This window comes from Paracoccus tegillarcae, assembly GCF_002847305.1.
Taxonomy (GTDB): Bacteria; Pseudomonadota; Alphaproteobacteria; order Rhodobacterales; family Rhodobacteraceae; genus Paracoccus; species Paracoccus tegillarcae.
Genome location: NZ_CP025408.1, coordinates 2,904,414 through 2,925,668, shown reverse-complemented (window position 1 = coordinate 2,925,668; position 21,255 = coordinate 2,904,414). Strand labels below are relative to the sequence as shown.

General features: G+C 62.1%; 20 protein-coding genes. 11 read left to right on the top strand and 9 right to left on the bottom strand.

Going from position 1 to position 21,255, the window contains the following annotated elements; translation table 11 throughout:
• Positions 1-61: 61 nt before the first annotated feature.
• The 3 genes from CUV01_RS14185 to CUV01_RS14175 form a co-directional block, all read right to left on the bottom strand.
• Positions 62-424 (bottom strand): cell division protein ZapA, encoded by a 363-nt coding sequence (locus CUV01_RS14185; RefSeq protein ID WP_101461043.1) that lies wholly within the window; start codon positions 422-424, stop codon positions 62-64.
• Positions 425-1,117 (bottom strand): hypothetical protein, encoded by a 693-nt coding sequence (locus tag CUV01_RS14180; protein ID WP_101461042.1) that lies wholly within the window; start codon positions 1,115-1,117, stop codon positions 425-427.
• A 119-nt stretch (positions 1,118-1,236) separates the two neighbouring features.
• A complete protein-coding gene (locus tag CUV01_RS14175; protein ID WP_101461041.1) occupies positions 1,237-2,961 on the bottom strand; it encodes a BCCT family transporter in 1,725 nt (574 codons plus the stop codon).
• 251 nt (positions 2,962-3,212) lie between these two features.
• Here CUV01_RS14175 and CUV01_RS14170 point away from each other — a divergent pair, with 251 nt between their 5' ends.
• The 4 genes from CUV01_RS14170 to hisH are packed head-to-tail and all read left to right on the top strand — an operon-like array spanning position 3,213 to position 6,482.
• Positions 3,213-3,869 (top strand): potassium channel family protein, encoded by a 657-nt coding sequence (locus CUV01_RS14170; RefSeq protein ID WP_101461040.1) that lies wholly within the window; start codon positions 3,213-3,215, stop codon positions 3,867-3,869.
• A gap of 5 nt (positions 3,870-3,874) precedes the next feature.
• The gene (locus tag CUV01_RS14165; protein WP_422385880.1) at positions 3,875-5,221 is read left to right on the top strand and encodes a TrkH family potassium uptake protein; all 1,347 of its coding nucleotides are present in this window, start codon (positions 3,875-3,877) and stop codon (positions 5,219-5,221) included.
• A gap of 47 nt (positions 5,222-5,268) precedes the next feature.
• Positions 5,269-5,856 (top strand): imidazoleglycerol-phosphate dehydratase HisB, encoded by a 588-nt coding sequence (hisB, locus tag CUV01_RS14160; RefSeq protein WP_101462113.1) that lies wholly within the window; start codon positions 5,269-5,271, stop codon positions 5,854-5,856.
• Entirely contained in the window at positions 5,853-6,482 is a 630-nt protein-coding gene (hisH, locus tag CUV01_RS14155) for an imidazole glycerol phosphate synthase subunit HisH (protein WP_101461039.1), read from the top strand. The genes hisB and hisH overlap by 4 nt, the downstream gene beginning before the upstream one ends.
• 326 nt (positions 6,483-6,808) lie before the next feature.
• On the opposite strand, the gene CUV01_RS14150 is transcribed toward hisH, so the two are convergent.
• The 6 genes from CUV01_RS14150 to CUV01_RS14125 form a co-directional block, all read right to left on the bottom strand.
• Positions 6,809-7,156, bottom strand: a complete 348-nt coding sequence (locus tag CUV01_RS14150) for a VOC family protein (RefSeq protein WP_101461038.1) — start codon at positions 7,154-7,156, stop codon at positions 6,809-6,811.
• A 225-nt stretch (positions 7,157-7,381) separates the two neighbouring features.
• Entirely contained in the window at positions 7,382-8,920 is a 1,539-nt protein-coding gene (locus CUV01_RS14145) for a Ppx/GppA family phosphatase (RefSeq protein WP_101461037.1), read from the bottom strand.
• A 166-nt stretch (positions 8,921-9,086) separates the two neighbouring features.
• Entirely contained in the window at positions 9,087-11,252 is a 2,166-nt protein-coding gene (locus CUV01_RS14140) for an RNA degradosome polyphosphate kinase (RefSeq protein WP_101461036.1), read from the bottom strand.
• A gap of 28 nt (positions 11,253-11,280) precedes the next feature.
• A complete protein-coding gene (locus CUV01_RS14135; RefSeq protein ID WP_101461035.1) occupies positions 11,281-11,970 on the bottom strand; it encodes a P-loop NTPase family protein in 690 nt (229 codons plus the stop codon).
• Between the two features lie 5 nt (positions 11,971-11,975).
• Positions 11,976-13,139 carry an AI-2E family transporter gene (locus CUV01_RS14130; protein WP_338418316.1) on the bottom strand — a complete coding sequence of 388 codons (1,164 nt, stop codon included), beginning with the start codon at positions 13,137-13,139 and terminating at the stop codon, positions 11,976-11,978.
• 60 nt (positions 13,140-13,199) lie between these two features.
• Positions 13,200-14,807 (bottom strand): pentapeptide repeat-containing protein, encoded by a 1,608-nt coding sequence (locus CUV01_RS14125; protein WP_101461034.1) that lies wholly within the window; start codon positions 14,805-14,807, stop codon positions 13,200-13,202.
• Between the two features lie 146 nt (positions 14,808-14,953).
• On the opposite strand from CUV01_RS14125, the gene proS reads away from it, so the two are divergent.
• The 7 genes from proS (at position 14,954) to CUV01_RS14090 (ending at position 21,252) form a co-directional block, all read left to right on the top strand.
• Entirely contained in the window at positions 14,954-16,309 is a 1,356-nt protein-coding gene (gene proS / locus CUV01_RS14120; RefSeq protein ID WP_101461033.1) for a proline--tRNA ligase, read from the top strand.
• A complete protein-coding gene (locus CUV01_RS14115) occupies positions 16,306-16,797 on the top strand; it encodes a DUF2937 family protein (protein WP_101461032.1) in 492 nt (163 codons plus the stop codon). Before proS ends, CUV01_RS14115 begins: the two co-directional genes overlap by 4 nt.
• Before the next feature lie 133 nt (positions 16,798-16,930).
• Positions 16,931-18,112, top strand: coding sequence for an ABC transporter substrate-binding protein (locus CUV01_RS14110; protein WP_101461031.1), 1,182 nt, complete (start codon positions 16,931-16,933; stop codon positions 18,110-18,112).
• Between the two features lie 121 nt (positions 18,113-18,233).
• Complete coding sequence (locus CUV01_RS14105) at positions 18,234-19,016, top strand: ABC transporter ATP-binding protein (protein WP_101461030.1); 783 nt, start codon at positions 18,234-18,236, stop codon at positions 19,014-19,016.
• A complete protein-coding gene (locus CUV01_RS14100) occupies positions 19,013-19,852 on the top strand; it encodes an ABC transporter ATP-binding protein (protein ID WP_101461029.1) in 840 nt (279 codons plus the stop codon). The genes CUV01_RS14105 and CUV01_RS14100 overlap by 4 nt, the downstream gene beginning before the upstream one ends.
• A 9-nt stretch (positions 19,853-19,861) precedes the next feature.
• Complete coding sequence (locus CUV01_RS14095; RefSeq protein WP_101461028.1) at positions 19,862-20,245, top strand: hypothetical protein; 384 nt, start codon at positions 19,862-19,864, stop codon at positions 20,243-20,245.
• Entirely contained in the window at positions 20,245-21,252 is a 1,008-nt protein-coding gene (locus CUV01_RS14090) for a branched-chain amino acid ABC transporter permease (RefSeq protein WP_101461027.1), read from the top strand. The genes CUV01_RS14095 and CUV01_RS14090 overlap by 1 nt, the downstream gene beginning before the upstream one ends.
• Positions 21,253-21,255: the final 3 nt, after the last annotated feature.

Sequence of the window (21,255 nt, the reverse complement as noted above, 5' to 3'; positions counted from 1 at the left end):
AAATTCGCCGCATGAGGGAATAGAGGATCGCCGCAGCGGATGAAAGCGGCGATTTGGCGCGTCAGTCGCCCATCCGTTCTTCAAGCTGCTCGGACAGCGATTCGGCGCGGGCGGCGAGTTCGGCCATCGCCTCTTTCAGGTCCTCGGGGATCACCGGGACCTCGACCTTGGCCGGGTTGGATTGCAGCCGTTGCAACTGCTTTTCGGCCTTGTCGGCGCGATCTTCCAGGGTGTTGAACTTATCGGCCAGCATCAGGCCCGCCAGCAGCAGCAAGCGCGGCTCGGGCATCCGCCCGGCCTGTTCCAGGATCTGCTGCGCCTCTGTGTCCAGCAGCGCCGCGGCGCGCTTTAGCAGGCGCTCTTCGCCCGGTTGACTGGCAAGGCGGTATTCCTTGTGTCCGATCGTGAAATCAACTTCCGCCATTTACCGGCCCCCATTCTCTGCATCGTCCAGATCGGCGCCCGGATCGTCGGGTTCGTCGCCATAGACGGCATCAAAAGTCGTTTCGCGCTCGCGCGACTGCTCTGGCACGCCGCCTTCATCGCCGAAACTGACGATATCGGCATCGCGGCTTTCAACCTCGGCCACCGCAACATCTGCGGCGAAGGGCGCATCTGCTGCGGCGGATTCGGTCAGCATTCGCTGCAATTCGGCCATGAGATCGGCAAACTGCGAAATCTCGGCAGCGCGGGCGGCGCGCAGCCCCTCTATTTCGGCCTCCAAAGCAACAGCCACGGCCTCGACGCCATCATTCGTGCCGGCAAGGGCCTCGATCAGTCCGCGATTGGCGGACACCAATTCCTCGTTTGCCGATGACAGGCGCGCGGCCTGATCGCCCAGTTCCGCCACCCGGTAACTCTCGCCGTCGTCGCCGGCGTCATGTGTCGATTGCAATTGCGGTCGCATCGCCTCCAGCGCGGAATGCAGGCGCTGATTATCGGCCAACACTTCGGCCATCTGGGCCTGCAGCGCAGCGTCAGCCTGCGGCGGCGCGCTATCTGCTGCAGTCCCCTGACCCAGATCGCCCCGTTTCGGAGCAGCGGCGGTTTCCAGAAGATAGTCGATACGGTCAAGCGCAGCCGCCAGCCGGCGCTCACTGGCCTTTATATCACTCATCACTTCAGTCCTTACGGCATTCGCGAGCTTAGCTTTAACAGACTTTTTGACATTCCCCGCTTCATAAAACAAGGACGGGCGGAGTTACCCGCCCGTCCTTTTTTCCAAACAGCCTCTGATCAGGCGGTTTCGCGCCTTTCAGCATGCAATCCCTTGAAGATCGCCCAGACCGCGCCAAGCAGCACGATGGTGAACGGGAAGCCCGTCGAAACCGCCATCGCCTGCAGCGCCCCAAGGCCGCCACCCAGCATCAGCGCAATCGCGACCAGCCCTTCAAAGGTGCACCAGAACACGCGCTGCGGAACGGGCGCGTTGATCTTGCCGCCTGCAGCGATCGTGTCGATGACCAGCGAACCGGAATCCGACGAGGTCACGAAGAACACGATCACCAGGATGATACCGACAAAGCTGGTGATGCTTGCCAGCGGCAGTTGCGACAGCATCTGGAACAGCTTCAGTTCAAGCGCCGCGTCAGAGATGCCGGTAAAGCCGCCCAGGGTCAGCGAGATCGCGGTGCCACCCATCGCGGTCATCCACAACACGCAGACGATCGACGGCACGACCAGCACAGCGACCAGCAGTTCACGCACAGTCCGCCCGCGCGAAACCCGCGCGATGAACATGCCCACGAACGGTGACCAGCTGATCCACCACGCCCAGTAGAACGCGGTCCAGCCCTGACGGAAGTTGTCGTCGTCACGCCCGAATGGGTTCGACAGCGGGATCAGCTCTTTGGCATAGGCGCCCAGATTGCCGAAGAACCCGCTGATGATGTCGGCGGTCGGGCCGACAGCAATGACGAACAACAGCAGCAACAGGGCCAGACCCATGTTGATCTCGGACAGGCGTTTCACACCTTTTTCGACGCCCAGAACAACCGACAGCATCGCCACACCCGTGATCGCGATGATCAGGATGATCTTGGTCAGTGTCGTATTCGGGATGCCGAACAGGTAGCTCAGGCCTGCGGTCGCCTGCTCGGCGCCAAAGCCAAGCGAGGTTGCAAGACCGAAGATCGTTGCAAACACAGCAAGAATGTCGATGCAGTGGCCGGTCCAGCCCCAGACGCGTTCGCCGAAGATCGGATAAAAGATCGACCGCATGGTCAGCGGCAGACCCTTGTTATAGCTGAACAATGCCAGCGCCAGCGCGACAACGGCATAGATCGCCCAAGGGTGCAGACCCCAGTGGAAGATGGTCGCGGCCATGCCCAGACGGCGTGCCCCCAGTTCATCCCCCGGTGCGCCCTGCAAGGGTGCCCAGTCGGTACGAACGCCGTTTTCGACGACCGGTCCGGCCAGTGACGTATCGAAATGGCTGATCGGCTCGCTGACGCCATAGAACATCAGGCCGATGCCCATGCCTGCCGCGAACAACATCGCGAACCAGCCGGTCATGGTAAAGTCAGGCGTGGCATCTGGGCCACCCAGTCGGACACTGCCATAAGGCGACAGGATCAGCACAACACAGACCAGCACGAAGATATTGCCTGCGATCAGGAAGAACCAGTCCAGCCCGCCCGTTAGCGCATCGCGCATGCCCGTGAAATACGGTTCCAGCGCGCTGGCAAACAGCATCGTGACCACGGTAAAGATCAAGATGGCCGTCGCCGAGATCACAAAGACAGGGTTGTGAATGTCGAAGGGAACCTTGCCATCGCTGGAGATATTGTCTTGACCGATTTCATAATCGGTATCGATGACCTCGGTCACGCCTTCGGGTGAGGGGATGGCTTCGTCATCGGTTTCCACGATCTCGGCTTCGCCCTTGAGAACGCGGCGCTGCGCCTCGCGGTCTTCAGGGCGCCCCTTGAGGCCCTTGCGTGGATCGGTTGGGTCTTTCATTCCGTCCCTTTCCTTATTTTGTTTGTCATTTCGGTCGTCTCATCGCGGCCGATCAGCGGTTTTCCGCCAAGGACGGCCAAGCTGTCACATCTTGTTCAGAATGGCCACCCGGTCGCCCGGCACTATAGGGTCCGCGACAGTATTCAGCCACAAAACGACCGAATCAGCCAGCGCCGCTGTAACGGCGGAAGCGCCTTGACCCCGATCTCCGAGCTACCCACTATCGCCGCCGCCAGGACCGGAGCCACGAAATGAGTCGCAGAAATCGCAGTTTCGTCGTCGTCGGACTGGGTAGCTTTGGAGGCGTGATCGCAACCGAACTGGCGCGTTTCGGCAATCGGGTGCTGGGCATCGACAAGGACCCAAAGCGTGTCGCCATGCTGGCCGAGACCCTGCCCAATGCCGTCATTCTGGACGCAACCGATGAAGGCGCGCTACGCGAGGCCGGCGCCGGCAATTACGATGTCGCCCTGGTGTCCATCGGCAATGACCTGGAAGGCAGTATCCTTGCCTCGATGAACCTGCGGCTGATCGGTCTGGGCACGGTCTGGGCCAAAGCCGAAAACCGGACTCAGCATCGTATCCTGTCCAAGATCGGGGTCGACCGCGTGATCCTGCCTGCGCTGGAAATGGGTCGTCACACCGCGCAAATGCTCAACAATCCGGCGGTTCAGGATTATGTCGCACTCGGGAACGGGTTCAGCGTGGTGAACCTGCTGATCCCCCGACGTCACGACGGCTCGGCGCTGGCCGATCTGAGCAAAGGGCAGGACATTCGCCTGCTCGGATTGATGCGCGGGACCGAATTCCTGCCAACCGACGATCAGCAGCTGCGCCTGAAGGAAGGCGACCGGTTGTTGTTGCTGGGCAAGCGATCCGAACTGACGGCCTTTGGCGATCGGTTGTGATCCAACTGCCCCGCCCAACCCGTCGCGGTTTTCGGCGCTGGCTGAACCGGACACCACCGACGGCGGTGCTGGCCACGCTGTATCTGGCACTGATCCTGCTGGGCGCAGTTGGTCTGTCGATGCCCTTTGCCACCACCCGTCCGATCACGGCGATGGACGCGCTGTTCACCTCGACCTCGGCGGTGACGGTGACCGGGCTGGCGGTGCTGGACACGGAACTGACGCTGAGCTTCTGGGGCCAGCTGATCGTCATGCTGCTGATCCAGCTGGGTGGCCTGGGGCTGATGACCTTTGCAGTGCTGATCTTTGTGGCGCTTGGCGTGCCAATGGGTGTCACCCATCATCAATACCTGCGCGAGGATCTGCGCCAGACCTCTTATGACAGCCTGACCCGGCTGGTCCGGACAATCTTTCGCGTTGTCTTGCTGGCTGAAGTGGCCGGCGCGATGCTGCTGGCTTTGACCTTTGTGCCAATATACGGGTTCCATCAGGGCATCTGGCACGCGATCTTTCATTCGGTTTCGGCCTTCAACAATGCCGGTTTCTCGACCTTTTCGACCGGGCTCGTGCGCTATGCCACTGACCCGATCGTCAATATCGTGATCCCGGCGCTGTTCATCACCGGGGGCATCGGCTACCTCGTGGTGTCCGACATTGCAGGCCGCCCCTTCTGGCGCGGCTATACGCTGCACACACGGTTGATGCTGGTGGGAACCGCGGTGCTGATCGTGCTGGGCGTCGGGCTGACAGCACTGCTCGAATGGAACAATCCGCGCACGCTTGGGCAATATGACAGCGCCGCCGCACGCATGGCGGTAGCCTGGTTTCAGGGGGTCACACCGCGCACGGCAGGCTTTAACAGCACCGATATCGGGGGGCTGCACGATTCCACGTCACTGTTGTATATGGCGCTGATGATCATCGGCGGTGGCCCGACATCGACTGCTGGCGGGATAAAGGTGACAACCGTCGTGGTCATGGTGCTGGCCACCATCGCCTTTTTTCGACGCCGCACCCATGTCTGGGCCTTTGGCCGATCGGTCGGGTTGGAAGAGGTGATGAAAGTCATGGCCCTGATGGCCATCGCCGCGATGCTGACCTTTACCGCCACGTTCATTCTGACCGCCACGCATGACGGGCATTTCCTCGATATCGCCTTCGAGGTCGCCAGCGCCTTCGGCACCACCGGCCTGTCGCGCGGCTATACGAGCGAGTTGTCCGATTTCGGCCGCATCGCGATCATGGTGATGATGTTTCTGGGCCGGGTCGGCCCGCTGACTCTGGGGGTTTTCCTGGCCACGCGGGTTGCATCGCGGGTCCGCTATCCCGAGGGACAAGTGCATCTTGGCTGACCGGCCCGCACGGCCTATAAGCGCCGCGTAAGATGAAGGATCAGCCGATGCGCACAGCCACCATCACCCGCGACACCGCCGAAACCCAGATCGAGGTTACCGTCAATCTGGACGGCACCGGGACCTATGACAACCGGACCGGCGTCGGCTTTTTCGACCATATGCTGGACCAGTTGTCGCGCCACTCGCTGATAGATCTGACCGTTCGCGCGACGGGCGATCTGCACATCGACGATCACCACACCGTCGAGGATACCGGCATTGCCATCGGTCAGGCGCTGACGCAGGCTCTGGGCGACAAGCGTGGCATCCGGCGCTATGGCAGCTTTTTGCTGGCAATGGACGATACGCTGGTGCGCGCCGCGCTGGACCTGTCGGCACGTCCCTTTCTGGTGTGGAATGTCGATTTCCCGACGGCCAAGATCGGCACATTCGACACCGAACTGGTGCGCGAATTCTTTCAGGCGCTTTCCACGCATGGTGGCATTACCCTGCATGTTGATCGCATCCACGGGATCAATTCGCACCACATCGCCGAGGCCGCCTTCAAAGCCGTCGCCCGCGCCCTGCGCGAGGCGGTCGAGCCCGATCCGCGCATGGCCGGTGTGCTGCCTTCGACCAAGGGCGCGCTATGAAGGTTGCGCTGATTGATTACGACAGCGGCAACCTGCATTCGGCGGAAAAGGCGTTTCAGCTGATGGGCCGCGAGGTCGGGGCCGAGATCACCGTGACCTCGGACCCCGATGTTGCCGCCCGCGCCGACCGCATCGTGCTGCCCGGCGACGGCGCCTTCCCCGCCTGCCGCGCCGCCCTGGGCGAAGTGGACGGCATGGCGGATGCCCTGCGCGAGGCGGTCTTGAACCGCGGCGTGCCCTTCATGGGCATCTGCGTCGGCATGCAGATGCTGGCCGATCTGGGACATGAATACCGCCCCACCGAGGGGCTGGGCTGGATCGGCGGCGAGGTCGTGGCCATCGACGCCCCGGACCTGAAAGTGCCACATATGGGCTGGAACGATCTTCTCATCGACAATCCGCACCCGGTGCTGGAAGGCGTGGCCACCGGCGATCACGCCTATTTCGTCCATAGCTGGCAGTTTCAGGTGAAAGATCCCAAACACCGTCTGGCCCATGCGGATTACGGTGGACCGATCACGGCGGTTGTGGGCCGCGACAATATCGTCGGCACCCAGTTCCACCCCGAAAAATCGCAGGCGGTGGGCCTGCGGATTATAACGAATTTTCTGCACTGGCAGGTATAGTCTTGTCAGAGGCAAGCGCCGCTTGATCTGACTTCTTTCAAATAGTCGGGGTCGGCTTAGAGCCCAGAGTGACCGATGCCGCAATGTGTTCGAATGGCTGCAATCAACAGTGAAGCAAAACCCTGCAACAACTGCCGGGGTTTTGAGCGGGGTTTGTGGCAGTGAAGAACCGTCGCCTCTCAAGACGTGCCAAAAAGGTGGATATGTGAATCCCCAAGGTTCGCTATGCGAGAAAAAATTGCCGTTCGGGCCCGACGTCGAAAGTTTGCTTATCGCGCGGATCGGTGCCCTTAGGGCCACCCCAATGAAGGCCTGTCGTTGTGCGGTTAGCTGTCAACAACGTTGACAAGATTGCCTGCCGGGTCGCGGAAGTAGAACCTTCGAAGGCCCCAATCTTCTTTGATCGGGCCATAGACAATTTCTGCTCGGGCTGCGCGGACTGCCGCTTCAGTGGCATCAAGATCATCAACACCGATTGAGATCACTGGCAACTCCGTGCCTGAGCCTCCTTCGGAGGCAGTATGCAACTCAATCTTCTGTGTCGAATTGTTCGCTAAGAACGAGATCCATCCCATATCCAGCGGCAAGTCCATATCGAAAACCTCTTGGTAAAATTGCGCGAGCGCGAGCGGGTCTGGCGCGGAAAGGTTTGCAACTATCCTGGTAACAGCCATGGCACTGTCCTCCTGCAATTAGACTGGTTCAGGCGCCTTATAGTATGATGCAGCAAGGCGTGTGGATCATTTTCATGGCCCCGAATCTGCCATCCGTCGCATCCGCACAGCCATTCCAAAACCGACCATTTGTTGAACGGTTCGCCGAACCGGAAATTGGCGAATCTGCAGCGAAAGCCCGCAAGGTCCCGCGGAAGCGACATCCACCAATCGCGGGCCTCGTCCCTATCCTACCACGACCGGCTCGACTTCCATCGCCTTGCACAACGATTCAAACCGCGACAGCGCGACCTCTCCGAACATCGCCTGTCCGATCTTGGTCAGGTGCAACTCAAGCTTCTTCTTCTTGGGATACAGCTTGAGGCTGCCCGCCTTGGAGGGGTCCTTGACCGAGAACATGGCGCCGAAGCGCATCGCCTTGCCCAGCACCTCGGCATCCTGCTTTTGGCGATCATTGAGCAAGGCGAAGATCGGCTCCATCGGGGAATCTTCACGGCTGTTCTTGTATCGGTGCAGCAAGGACAGGCCCAGAAAGACACGTTCGGGATGCGAGAGCGCTGCCATATTGGCGCGCGTCACATTGTCGAAACAGGCTTCGGCGCGGTAGTCGGGATGGGTGCGCCAGGTCGTGTCATGCAACATGCAGGCTGCGCGGATCAGCCGGTCACGATCGGGTTTGGCGTTTTCGAACAAGGGCTGCAGGAATTTATACAGCTTTTTGCCAAAACCAGGCATCCGCGCCATCTGGCGTTCGGTAAAACGCGCGCCCTCGATCAACGGATCGCGCTTGCGCAGGGCCTTTGACATATGCTCGTACAGCAGCCCCTCGCGGATACCGTAGCTGCTGACCGCCAGTTCCCTGGGTTTGAAGGTTGCCACCAGTTCGCGCAGCACCTGACTGGCCAGGGGCACCAATTCCATCCGGGCGCTGCCGATGCCGACGCTCTTGCGCAGTTCTTCGGGGTCGTTTTCCAGGATCCATTTCACCGTCTGCCCCACGGCCTGCGGGCGCATCCGGTATTCATGCAAGACCGTCATCGGATAGCCCACACGCTCGATATCCAGCCGGGCGATGGCGCGCCAACTGCCGCCGACCAGATAGATGCACTGGTGATCGGTGCCGACCTCTTCGGCCAGTTCTTGCATCGTCTTCTTGATATAGTCACGCAGCCCGGCCTTGCCGCCCGCAACCTGCTGCAACCGAAAGGGGCCCAGTTGCGAGGTGGCGCATTTTCCGACCTTGCCATCCTTGAGGACCGCCAACTCCATCGAGTTGCCGCCGATATCGCAGACCAGACCGCTGGCCTCGGGCCAACCCAACAGCACACCCTGGGCCGACAGCCGCGCCTCTTCCTCGCCATCGACGACCAGCAGTTTAAGGCCCAGTTCCTTTTCCACGCGCTTGCGAAATTCCGGGCCGTCTTCGGCGTCGCGCACGGCGGCCGTGGCCACACAGCTCAGCGGCTTGACCTTCATCCCCTCGGCCAGCACCGCAAAGCGGCGAAGCGCCTCGAAACCGCGCTCGACCCCTTGCGGGTTCAGGCGGCCGGTTTCGGCCATTTTCTGACCCAGACCAGCCATGACCTTTTCATTGAAGAAATAGGCCGGGCTGCGCGCAGCCCCTTCGAACACAACCAGACGGATCGAGTTCGAACCCACATCGACAACGCCGACACGGCTGAGCGCACGTGCCTTGTCGTCCATCATCATCGATTCTCGTAGTGGTTCGATCACCTTGCCACTGGCTGTCAGAACGCCGTTCATCGCGTGTTCCCCTTTGCCTGCAATCGGATAGGCCAAGATTCGATCTTGGTGTGTTCATGGACGTAGGCGGGCACCGGGTCAATCCGCTGGCAGGCATGAATTGGCGATATCAGCGGCATGTCGCGGGCTCATTTACCACCCATGGGGTGTCATCCGCCGCGTCGGCCTAGCCGGTCGAATGCGTCAGGGCGGGGACATCGCGATACCCCGCCGTGCCGCGCCCAGAGAGCGAGGGGTTGGCCATGAAGAACACATGGCAATTGAACAGGTCATCCCGTTCGGCAGGCAAATAGCGGACATAACGCCCGTCAGGCTGCAGGATCCAGCTTTGGGCCTCATCCGCCAGATTGGCTGCCATGATCTGATTGACGATCTGCGCCTTGACCGTCTGGTTGTGGCATTCGACCAATGTTTCGACGCGATAAAGCAGGTTTCGTTTCATCCAGTCGGCCGAAGAAAACAGGACCCGCGCCCTGTCCGATGGCAGGCCCCCGCCATTGCCAAAGCAGACGATGCGGGAATGTTCCAGATAGCGCCCGACGATCGATTTCACGCGGATATTTTCGGACAATCCCTTGATGCCGGGCCGGATGCCGCAGATGCCGCGAATGATCAGGCTGATCTTTACCCCGGCAGTGCCGGCGTCATACAGCGCCTCGATCACGTCTTTTTCGATCAGCGAATTCATCTTGGCCCAGATCGCGGCTGGTCGGCCCTGCCGGGCGATTTCGGCCTCGCGCCGGATCAGCGCGATCAGGTTGTCCTTCATGTCGATGGGGCTGATCGACAGGTTTTCCAGCCGCTCGGGGTTCACATAGCCCGAGAGGTAGTTGAACACCTTGGTGGCATCGCGCCCAAGCGCCGGATCACAGGTAAACATCGACAGATCGGTATAGATGCGCGCGGTGATCGGGTGATAATTTCCGGTGCCCCAATGGCTGTAGGTCGCCAGCCGGTCGCCCTCGCGGCGCACGACGCTGCTGATCTTGGCATGTGTCTTGTAGTTGACGAAACCATAAACGACATGCGCGCCCGCGCGTTCCAGCCGGCGCGACTGACGGATGTTCGCCGCCTCGTCAAAGCGGGCGCGCAGTTCGACGAAGGCGGTGACGGATTTGCCCGCCTCGGCCGCCTCGCAAAGCGCGTCAACGATGGGGCTGTCGCGGCTGGTGCGATAGAGCGTCTGCTTGATTGCAAGGACGTCGGGGTCGCGCGCCGCCTGCTGCAGAAAGCGGACCACCATGTCAAACGTCTCATAGGGGTGGTGCAGCAACATGTCCTTTTGCCGGATCGCCGCGAACATGTCGCCGCCGTGATCCTGCACGCGTTCGGGCACGCGCGGCGTAAACGACGGCCATAGCAGATCGCGCCGGTCGTCCAGCACCAACTCGGCCAGATCCGTCATGCCCATCAAGCCGGTGACCTCGACCACCTCGTCAGGGCTGACTTCCAGTTCCTGCATGATCAGGTCACGCAAAGCCGGCGGGGCACCCGCGGTGATCTTCAGGCGCACGACGCTGCCACGCCTGCGGCGTTTCAAGGCGGTCTCGAACTCGCGCACCAGATCCTCGGCCTCTTCCTCGACCTCCAGATCGCTTTCGCGCAGCACCCGAAACGCGCAGTGTCCGCCATCGCGATACCCCGGAAACAGGCTGGCCAGGTTCATCAGCAACAGGTCTTCGAGCCGTAGAAAATCCCGGCTGCCCGGCAAACGGATAAACCGCGCAAGCTGGCCCGGAATGGGCAACAATGCCTGCATCTTGCGCCCATCGCGGTCTCGCACCAGTTCCAGCGCCAGCGAGAACCCGGCATTGGGAATGAATGGAAACGGATGCGCCGGGTCGATGGCCAGGGGCGACAGGACCGGGAAGACGCTATCCTGAAAATAATGCGTCAGATAGTCGGCCTGCTCGGGCGTCACCTCACCCCGTTCAAGGATCGTGATGCCCGCCTGCGCCATCTCATCGCTGAGCCGGTTCCAGACCGATTGCTGCGCGCCCATCAACCGGCGCGCATCCGCGTTGATCAGTGCAAGCTGCTCGGCCGGGGTCAGCCCGTCATCCGACGGACCCGCATTCCCGCTGCGCATCAATTCACGCAGCCCGGCCACGCGAACGGTATAGAATTCATCCAGATTGGTGGCGCTGATCGACAGGAAGCGCAGACGTTCCAGCAATGGCACACGGGCATTTCGTGCCTCATCCAGCACCCGCCAGTTAAAGCTTAGCCAGCTGAGTTCGCGGTTGAAAAAGCGCGCGGGGCCCTCGGGCGTGCCGCCGGGCACCTCGCGGGCGGGCGGAAACGGATTGTGCAGAAAATCAGCTTGGGTCATGTCAGGCTATTGCGCGCAAGAGGGCGGATCATGGGTCAGGTGCCGTCAGCTGGTCCAGCAGATCCGAGGCCAGACGGCGCGTGACCGGCTTTTGATCCGCCATAGCAGATTCGTCCAGCGCCGCGACCAGTTTTCTGGCCAGTCCCAGATCGCGATCCATGCGCAGAACCAGCCAGTCGATCAGCCCCGCAGGCACCGACAGCTGGCGATCAGCGAACAGTTTCACCAGCACCGCGGCCAGCAAACCCTCGTCCGGCGCGGCGATCCGGGTCTGCGGCATCGCATCCATGCGCGAACGCAAATCAGGCAAGACCACGCCCCAATCGCGCGGCGCCCTGCGCGCGGTCAGCAGCAGCAGGCAGTTGCGCATGTGGCAGATGTTCCACAGATGGAACAGCGCTTGCTCGGCCTGCGGCAGCCCGCCCGCGCAATGCGCATCCTCGATCACCAGCGCGCCGTTCTGGCAGGCAAGCCCATCGGCGGCCTCAGGGGTCAGCGCCGGGGCCGAGACACGCATCGCGCCACGCTCGGCCGCCCAGAACGAGGCGAGATGGGTCTTGCCGGCGCCTGCCTCTCCGATCAGCAGCATCCGGCCCTGCGGCCAGGCATCCGGCGCGTCCAGCGCCGCCACCGCAAGCGCATTGGCATCAGCCACCAGAAAATCGGCGCGCGAATGGGCCGGATCGCCGGCCAGATCAAGGGTCAGTTGCCGGGGCACGGGGATCAGGCGATGTCCGCGCTGGACGGGCTGGTCGCCGCATCTTGCCGGCTGGCCTCGACGGTGCCGCGCGGCACCAGTTCAACCCGCATGGGTTCGGCCGGTTCGGCCGGCGCACCCTGCCCGGTATAAAGACTGCTTTCGCGGTATCTTTGGGTGAGAAAGCGAACCAGCACACCAAGCGCCGCCGCCAGCGGCACCGCGATGACCAGTCCGACAAAGCCGAACAGCGTGCCAAAGACCGACAGCGCCAAGAGCAGCCAGACCGGATGCAGACCGATGCTTTCGCCGACGATCTTGGGCTGCAGGTAATTGCCCTCGACCACCTGACCGATGGCGAAGATGGCAACGACCGCGCCGATCCACAGCGGATCGCCCCAGAAACTGAACAGCGCCACCCCGATGGCCGTGGCCCCGCCGACCAAGACGCCGACATAGGGAATAAAGGACAGCACAGCCGCCATGATGCCGATGAAAAAGCCGAAGGGCAGGCCAACCAGCATCAGCATGAACGAATACCACGTGCCGAGGATCAGGATCACCAGCCCCTGCCCGCGCAGAAATCCCGACAGCGCCTCATCGACCTCATGGGCCAGCCGGCGCAGCGTCGGCGCATGTTCACGCGGCAGCAGCGTGTCGATATGGGCGACCATCCGGTCCCAGTCCAGCAGCAGGTAAAACGCCACCACCGGCACGATCACAAACAGCGCGATCACCCCAAAGACGCCGGCGACCGAACCCATGACGGTGCTGATCACCTCGCCCGCGCGCTCGCCAATGGCGCTGCTGACGCGCGTGATGGCCACGTTGATGGTGCTGTCTTCGGGCATCAGATTGGGGAACTGGCTGGCCAGAAAACTGCGCAGCCCGTCCAGCATCTCGGGCGCGGTGGCGATCAATTGCGAGGCCTGACGCACAAGCAGCGGCACAACCAGCAACAGCGCAAGCGCAAAGACCAGCACGGCAGCTGCGGTGATCACGACAACCGACATGGTCCGCGACAGCCCCATCCGTTCCAGCCGGTCCGCCACCGGATCCAGCAGATAGGCAACGCCCGCCCCCAGGATAAAGGGCAGAATGGCGCTGCCCAGCAGCCACATGGTGACCAGCAGCAAAATGCCGGCAATGCCCCACCAGATAAGCTGCCGTTGAACGGGAATACGCATCATGACCACCTTTTCGACCTTCGGAACTATGTGGCCGGTTGGCTGCGAGGTTGCAAGTGTGGGTTAGTCACTGGCGGATTCCGCGGGCCGGGGTGGCGGGGTGTAACTGTCGGGGTTGTCGCGGAATTCGGCCCATTCGTTGTCAAAATCTTCACGATCCATAACCCAATCCGGCCAATGATCCGGCGGCGGGCGCAGATGCTCGGGCAATGTCACACTGGCATCGCCAAAAGCTGATTTGACCTGATCGCCCGTCAAATCGACAGTTGAAGACAGATCTACCATCCTCAAGGCTGCACCATTGCACTTAGCAGCCGTGAGGATGGTGCGACCCAGCCGCGCCTCCCAAAGCTCCGCCCCTTCCAGCCGCGCCTCCCAAAGCTCTGCCCCTTCCAGCCGCGCCTCCCAAAGCTCTGCCCCTTCCAGCCGCGCGCGCCCAAGCTCCGCCCCTTCCAGCCGCGCGCCCCAAAGCTTCGCCCCTTCCAGCCGCGCGCCCCACAGCTCCGCCCCTTCCAGCCGCGCGCGCCCAAGCTCCGCCCCTTCCAGCCGCGCGCGCCCAAGGCTCGCCCCTTCCAGCCGCGCGCCCCAAAGCTCCGCCCCTTCCAGCCGCGCGCGCCCAAGGCTCGCCCCTTCCAGCCGCGCGCCCCAAAGCTCCGCCCCTTCCAGCCGCGCGCCCCAAAGCTCCGCCCCTTCCAGCCGCGCGCTTTCCAATCGAACACCTCCGAGGTGTAAGCCCGCCAGATCGGCGCGCTGCAGGCAGGTGCCGCGCAAATCGGGGCGATAGCCACGATAGTCAGCCAACTTTCGCTTCCAATCCGCCAAGCGTTCCTCGAAATCCTTGATCGCACCGGGTGGGTGCGGCTGGTCCTTTGGCGGTTCGGGCAGAGTCGGACAAGCTTCGGCAAAGACCCATTGGGCCGCGGTCACGCCGTCCTGCCCATGCGCAGCCTCGGACCGGCGCTGCCGGTCGCTGCGACGTTCGAGGATCAGCAGGGCCAGCGCGATATCCTCGGTCGGTTTCTTGAGGCCGGCGAGCCATTTGCGGCGTTCCGTCCTCCGGTTCCCGATCAGGTCAATATGCGCCTTGATCTGTTCGGCGTCGGCCTCATCATCCAGCGGTTCCAGATCGCCCTCGGGGAAATCCTGCGCCATGCTTGCCGGCGCATTATTGCGGATATAGGCGCAGATGATCTCCATCACCCGGACATGATCGCGGCCTTGGTCATAGGCGCTGCTGTCTTGCGCGATGCGCTCCAGCGACAGCAGACCGCCGATGCGAACCTCCAGGTTGGGTTCGCTGGTTTCCTGCGTCGTGCCATCGACGATTTTCTTGACCGTCTTTTCCGCGCCAAGCTGTTCAACAGCCTTGGCCAGCCGGTCCGTCAGGTGGCCCTCTTTCTGAAAGCCAAGAGCCCGGTGCTTGATCCACGTGCCCCATATCAGAAACGGCGCCGACAGCACCGCCACGATCAGTGCCCCTGCCCCAAGCGAGGCCGCGGCGCCCCCGGCGACTTGCACCAGCATGACAACCGCCGCTGACAGCGCCAGAATCACCAGCAGGCCGATCAGCATCGCAATCAACCCGCCCAATGGCCGCGACACGCCCCAGTTGGGTGCTTCGCTGATGCCCAGCCAATCCAGCAGATCCTTGGGCGGCTCGTTCTTTTTCATCGCGCCGATACTCGCAAACTGTTCACGGCACTATGACGGCCCTCGCCCGCCGACGGCAAGGTGCACGGCCGCGCGACCCTTGCATCGCATGCCGGCTTGGCTCAGAAGGCCAGAATAATGCCAATCGCCGCCGAAAGGGCCGCCCCATGCGTCTGTCGCGCTATTTTCTGCCCGTCCTGAAAGAGGACCCCAAAGAGGCCCAGATCGTCAGCCATCGGCTGATGTTGCGTGCGGGCATGGTCAAGCAGCAGACGGCGGGGATCTATTCCTGGCTGCCGCTTGGCTACAAGGTTCTGCGCCGGATCGAGCAGATCGTGCATCAGGAAATGCAGCGCGCCGGGCATATCCCGCTGTTGATGCCCACGCTGCAGCCTGCCGAGCTGTGGAAGGAATCGGGCCGCTATGACGCCTATGGCGAAGAAATGCTGCGCGTCACGGATCGCAACAAGCGCGATCTGCTATATGGCCCCACCAACGAGGAAATGATCACCGATATTTTCCGGTCCGGGGTGAACAGCTACAAGGATCTGCCACTGACGCTGTATCACATCCAGTGGAAATTCCGCGACGAACGCCGCCCCCGTTTCGGGGTGATGCGCGGGCGGGAATTCCTAATGAAGGACAGCTATAACTTCGATCTGACCAAGGAAGACGCGCTGCATGCCTATAACCGGCATCTGGTGGCCTATCTGCGCACCTATGAACGCATGGGGCTGCAGGCCATTCCGATGCGCGCCGATGGCGGGCCGATTGGTGGCGATTACACGCATGAGTTTCTGGTCCTGGCCGAAACCGGCGAGTCTGAGGTGTTCTATGACAGCGAAATCACCGATCTGAGCTTTGGCGACCGGCAGATCGATTATGATGATGTGGGCCAGTGCCAGGCCGTGCTGGAGGAATTTACCAGCCGCTATGCGCGCACCGATGAGACCCACGATCAGGACGTGTTCGACAAGGTCCCCGAAGAGCGCCGCCGTTCCGCGCGCGGGATCGAGGTCGGCCAATTGTTCTATTTCGGCACCAAATATTCCGAACCGATGGGCGCCACCGTGGTCGGTCCGGACGGGGCCAAGGTGCCGGTGCATATGGGCAGCCATGGCATCGGCGTCTCGCGACTGCTGGGCGCGATCATCGAGGCCAGCCATGACGACAAGGGCATTGTCTGGCCCGAGGGCGTGACCCCTTTCCATGTCGGCATTGCCAACCTCAAACAGGGTGACGCCAGCACCGACAGCGCCTGCGAGGCGCTGTATACTGAATTGAAGGCGCGTGGACTGGACCCGCTTTATGATGACCGCAACGAGCGCGCCGGCGCCAAGTTCGCCACCATGGACCTGATCGGCCTGCCCTGGCGGATCACCGTCGGCCCGCGCGGTTTGGCCGATAACAAGGTGGAACTGACCAGCCGCCGCACCGGCGAAAGCCAGGAAATGTCGCCCAAGGACGCGGTGGCACGTCTGGTCCAGATCTATGAGCCGATCCTGGCGGCGAACGCGGTATGACCGGATTTCTGCGACTGGCGATGGCGCTTGCCTGCGCCGTCGCGCTGTCGCAGTTTCCCGCTTTTTCCGACCAATATGTCCAGCGGCTTGGCGGCCAGGTCGATGCGCTTGGCCGAATCGCGCGGGACTTCGATGCCAGCGCCGAGCGCGCCGGCGTGACCCGCGCCGAGGCGCTTGCGGATCTGAGCGGCAGCGCCTTTCGCGAGTTGCATCAGGCCGATATGACCAGAGCCTTCGACCGGCTGGACCACGCCGAGGCCGATCTGGCAATGTTGCGCCTGGCCGGCCCGCTGGAGCGAATGCTGCTGCCTCACAGGCTGCGCGACCCTGAAACACTCAGCGCGACCTGGGGCGATTTCAGCCCTGCGATCCCGGTTACATTTGCGGGACTGGCGGCCGGGGGCATCGGCTTTCTGCTGGGCTGGCTGTTATTTGGCCTGCTGGCGCTGCCGTTTCGCCGGCGCGACGACCGCCTGGGCTGGCGCTGACCCCGCATTCCGCCCGAAACTGGGTCAAATTGACTGAATTGATAGGCAGGACGCAGCGACATGGTGCTTTTCTTTTGGAATTGGCGCTTCTAACCTGCGCCGCAGGAACTTGTTCCAATTGGGAGACAAAATTATGAAAAAACTTCTTCTTGCCAGTGTGGCGATGACCTTCACAGCCGGCATTGCCGGTGCAGAGGATATCAAACTCGCCGCCTCGCTTGGCTTTACCGGTGCACTGGAATCGCTGGCACCCGACATGCTGGGTGGTGCTGAACTGGCCGCGAAGGAAGTCACCGATTCCGGCAATCTGCTGGACGGCTCGACCGTTGAAATCGTTCAGTCCGATTCGACCTGTACCGATGCCGCTGCGGCCGTCTCGGCGCTGGAACGCGTCGTGGCCGAAGGCATCAAGGGCATCGTCGGCGGCATGTGCTCGGGCGAAACCATCGCCTCGCTGGAAAATGTGGCCGTGCCGAACGGCATCGTCATGATCTCGCCCTCGGCAACCTCGCCGGCGCTGTCGACGATCGAAGATCAGGGCCTGTTCTTCCGCACATCGCCTTCGGATGCGCGTCAGGGCGAAGTGATGTCCGACATCATCAAAAGCCGTGGCATCGAAAGCGTGGCACTGACCTATACCAATAATGACTATGGCAAGGGTCTGGCCGACAGCTTTCAGGCAGCATACGAGGCTGCTGGCGGCACTGTGACCATCAATGCAGCGCATGACGACGGCAAGGCCGACTATTCGGCCGAGGTCGCAGCACTGGCCGCAGCAGGCGGCGATGCGCTGGTCGTGGCAGGCTATGTCGATCAGGGTGGCTCGGGCATCACCCGCGCGTCGCTGGACACGGGCGCTTTTGAAACCTTTGTCTTCCCCGACGGCATGATCAGCCAGGCTCTGGTCGACAATTTCGGCACCGAACTGGCAACCTCGTTCGGACAGAACCCGGCCGCCGAAGGTGAAGGCCGCGACAACTATATCGCCACCGCCGAAGCCGCAGGCTTTGACGGCAGCTCGGCCTTTTCGGCCGAAGCCTATGACGCCGCCGCGATGATCTTGCTGGCAATGCAGGCTGCCGGTTCCTCGGACCCTGCCGCCTACAAGGACAAGGTGATGGAAATCGCCAACGAGCCGGGCGAAAAGATCATGCCGGGTGAACTGGCCAAAGGTCTGGAATTGCTGGCTGCTGGCACCGACATCGACTATGTCGGCGCCACCGCAGTCGAGCTGGTCGGCCCAGGCGAAAGCGCCGGCGTCTACCGCGAGGTGGAATTCCCCGAAGGCGAGCTGAGCGTGGTTGGTTTCCACTAAGCCTTTCGGTTAGATCTGATCAGGCCCGATGCGCGCTGCATCGGGCCTGATTGCAATAAATGACAGGGCCGCAAAGGTCCGCTGCGCCACAAACGGCGCAATCTGACAGGGGAAAATTGCCATGATCCGCGTTGAGGATCTGCATAAACACTTTGGTGGATTCCGTGCGGTTGACGGTGCCAGCATGACCATCGAAAAGGGCTCGATCACCGGGCTCATCGGCCCGAACGGGGCTGGAAAGACAACTCTTTTCAATGTGATCGCAGGGGTTCTCAAGCCAACTTCCGGTCGCGTTTTCATGGGCGACGAAGACGTCACCGGTCTGCCGCCACATGAGTTGTTTCACAAGGGTCTGCTGCGCACGTTCCAGCTTGCCCATGAATTTTCGTCGATGACGGTGCGCGAAAACCTGATGATGGTGCCTGGCAAACAAACCGGCGAAACCATCGTGAACACTTGGTTCCGGCGCGGCCAGATCGACCGCGAAGAAGAGGCGCTGCGCAAGCGCGCTGATGAGGTGCTGGACTTTCTGACCATCCGACACCTGACGCACGAAAAGGCCGGCAATCTTTCGGGTGGCCAGAAAAAGCTGCTGGAACTGGGCCGCACGATGATGGTCGATGCCAATATCGTCTTTCTCGACGAGGTCGGCGCAGGTGTGAACCGCACCCTGCTGGGCACGATCTCGGACGCGATCATCCGGCTGAACAAGGAACGCGGCTATACCTTCTGCGTGATCGAGCATGACATGGATTTCATCGGCAAGCTTTGCGATCCGGTGATCGTCATGGCCGAAGGCAAGGTGCTGGCGCAGGGTTCGGCAGAGGGGATCATGCAGAACGAACAGGTGATCGAGGCCTATCTGGGCCGCGGCCTGAAAAACAAGGAGATGATCGGCGCATGAGCGACAGCGACGCCGACAAGGCATTCGGAAAGCGTGGCAACCGCGACGCGTCGATCGTGAACCCACGCCCGCCAGGCACGGTTGACGGCACCCGCAAATCCGGGCCCACCGGTCCCGGACGCGCAGGCGATCCGTTTCTGATCGGCGACGGCATGACCGGCGGCTACGGGCGCGGCCCGGACATTCTGCACGATTGCACGATCGCGGTCGAAAAGGGCGAAATCGCCGTCATCGTCGGCCCCAATGGCGCCGGCAAGTCCACCGCGATGAAGGCGATCTTCGGGATGCTGGATCTGCGGCAGGGTTCGGTCCGGCTGAACGGGCGTGACATCACGGCGCTAAATCCGCAGGACCGGGTCAAGGCCGGGATGGGATTTGTGCCGCAGGTGAACAACATCTTTCCCTCGATGACGGTCGAGGAAAACCTGGAAATGGGCGCCTTTATCCGCGACGATGACATTCGCGAGACGCTGCAACAGGTGTACGAGCTTTTCCCCGCCGTCGCCGACAAGCGCAAGCAGGCGGCAGGCGAGTTGTCAGGTGGCCAACGCCAGCAGGTCGCCGTCAGCCGCGCGCTGATGACCCGGCCCGACCTGCTGATGCTGGACGAGCCGACCGCGGGCGTGTCGCCCATTGTCATGGACGAGCTGTTCGATCGTATCATCGCCATCGCCCGAGGCGGTTTGCCTGTGCTGATGGTGGAACAGAACGCCCAGCAGGCCATGATGATCGCCGACAAGGCCTATGTGCTGGTTCAGGGCCGCAACGCACATACCGGCACCGGCAAGGAGCTGATGGCCAATGACGAGGTGCGCCGCACCTTCCTGGGGGGCTGAGACATGCGAATGATCCCTGCCCTTGCAGCGGCCCTGTGCAGCCTGATGCCCCTGGGCGTGCTGGCGCAAGAGGCCAGCTGGCATTGCAGCTTTGACAACGAATGTCTCGACCAGGAATGCGCGCCCTCGGGTTATGAGGCCAGCCTGGTGCTGCTTGCGAGCAGCATCGACGCCGGTATCGCCACGCTGAGCGGGCGCCTGGAAGACAGTGCCGAGAACCTGCCGCTTGCCGGCATGGACCAGAACGGTCTGGTTCGACTTTTCAATATCGAAAACGCCACCGGCGCGCGCTTGCTGACGCTCTCGCCCGACGGAACCGCGCGCTACACAACCCATATCGCCGATCCGGCCATGGTCATGACCTATCTCGGACGCTGCGAAGAGGCCCATTGATGGATATCCTGAACGCCCTCGTGGCCTTTCTGAACTTTGTCTTCATCCCCGCCGCGACCTATGGCGCGCAGCTTGCGCTTGGGGCGCTAGGGGTCACGCTGATCTACGGCATCCTGCGATTTTCCAACTTTGCCCATGGCGACACCATGGCCTTTGGCACCGCGATCACCATCATCGTGACATGGGGGTTGCAATCGCTTGGGATCTCGCTCGGGCCGCTGCCCACGGCGCTGCTGGCGCTGCCGGTGGGGATTGCGGGGACGGCGGCGGTGGTGCTGCTGACCGACCGCACCGTCTATCGCTTTTACCGCGCACAACGGGCCGCGCCGATCATTCTGGTGATGGCCTCTGTCGGCGTCATGTTCCTGATGAACGGGTTCACGCGCCTGTTGATCGGCGTGGACGAGCAGCGATTTGCCGATGGCGCGCGTTTCGTGATCAATGTCCGCGATTTCCGCGAATGGTCGGGCCTGACAGAGGGGCTGGCGCTGAAAACCACGCAGGCACTGACGCTGGTCGTCGTGGTCGTGGTGGTCTGGGCGCTGTTCTGGTTTCTCAACCGCACCAAATCGGGCAAGGCCATGCGCGCCTATTCCGACAACGAGGATCTGGCGCTGCTCTCCGGCGTCGATCCCGAACGCGTCGTGCGCCTGACCTGGATCATCGCCGCCGCGCTGATGACCATTGCCGGCGTGCTGTACGGGTTGGATAAATCCTTCAAGGCCTTCAACTATTTCCAGATCCTGCTGCCGATCTTCGCCGCCGCCATCGTGGGCGGTCTGGGCAACCCGCTTGGCGCCATCGCAGGCGGCTTTGTGGTGGCCTTTTCCGAGGTGGCAATCACCTATCCCTGGCTGAAGATCGCGGGCTATCTGTTCCCCGACTGGCAGCCGGACGGGCTGCTGCAGCTGCTGTCGACCGAGTACAAGTTCGCCGTCAGCTTCGTCATCCTGATCATCGTTCTGCTGTTCAAGCCCACCGGGCTGTTCAGCGGCAAATCCGTGTAAGGG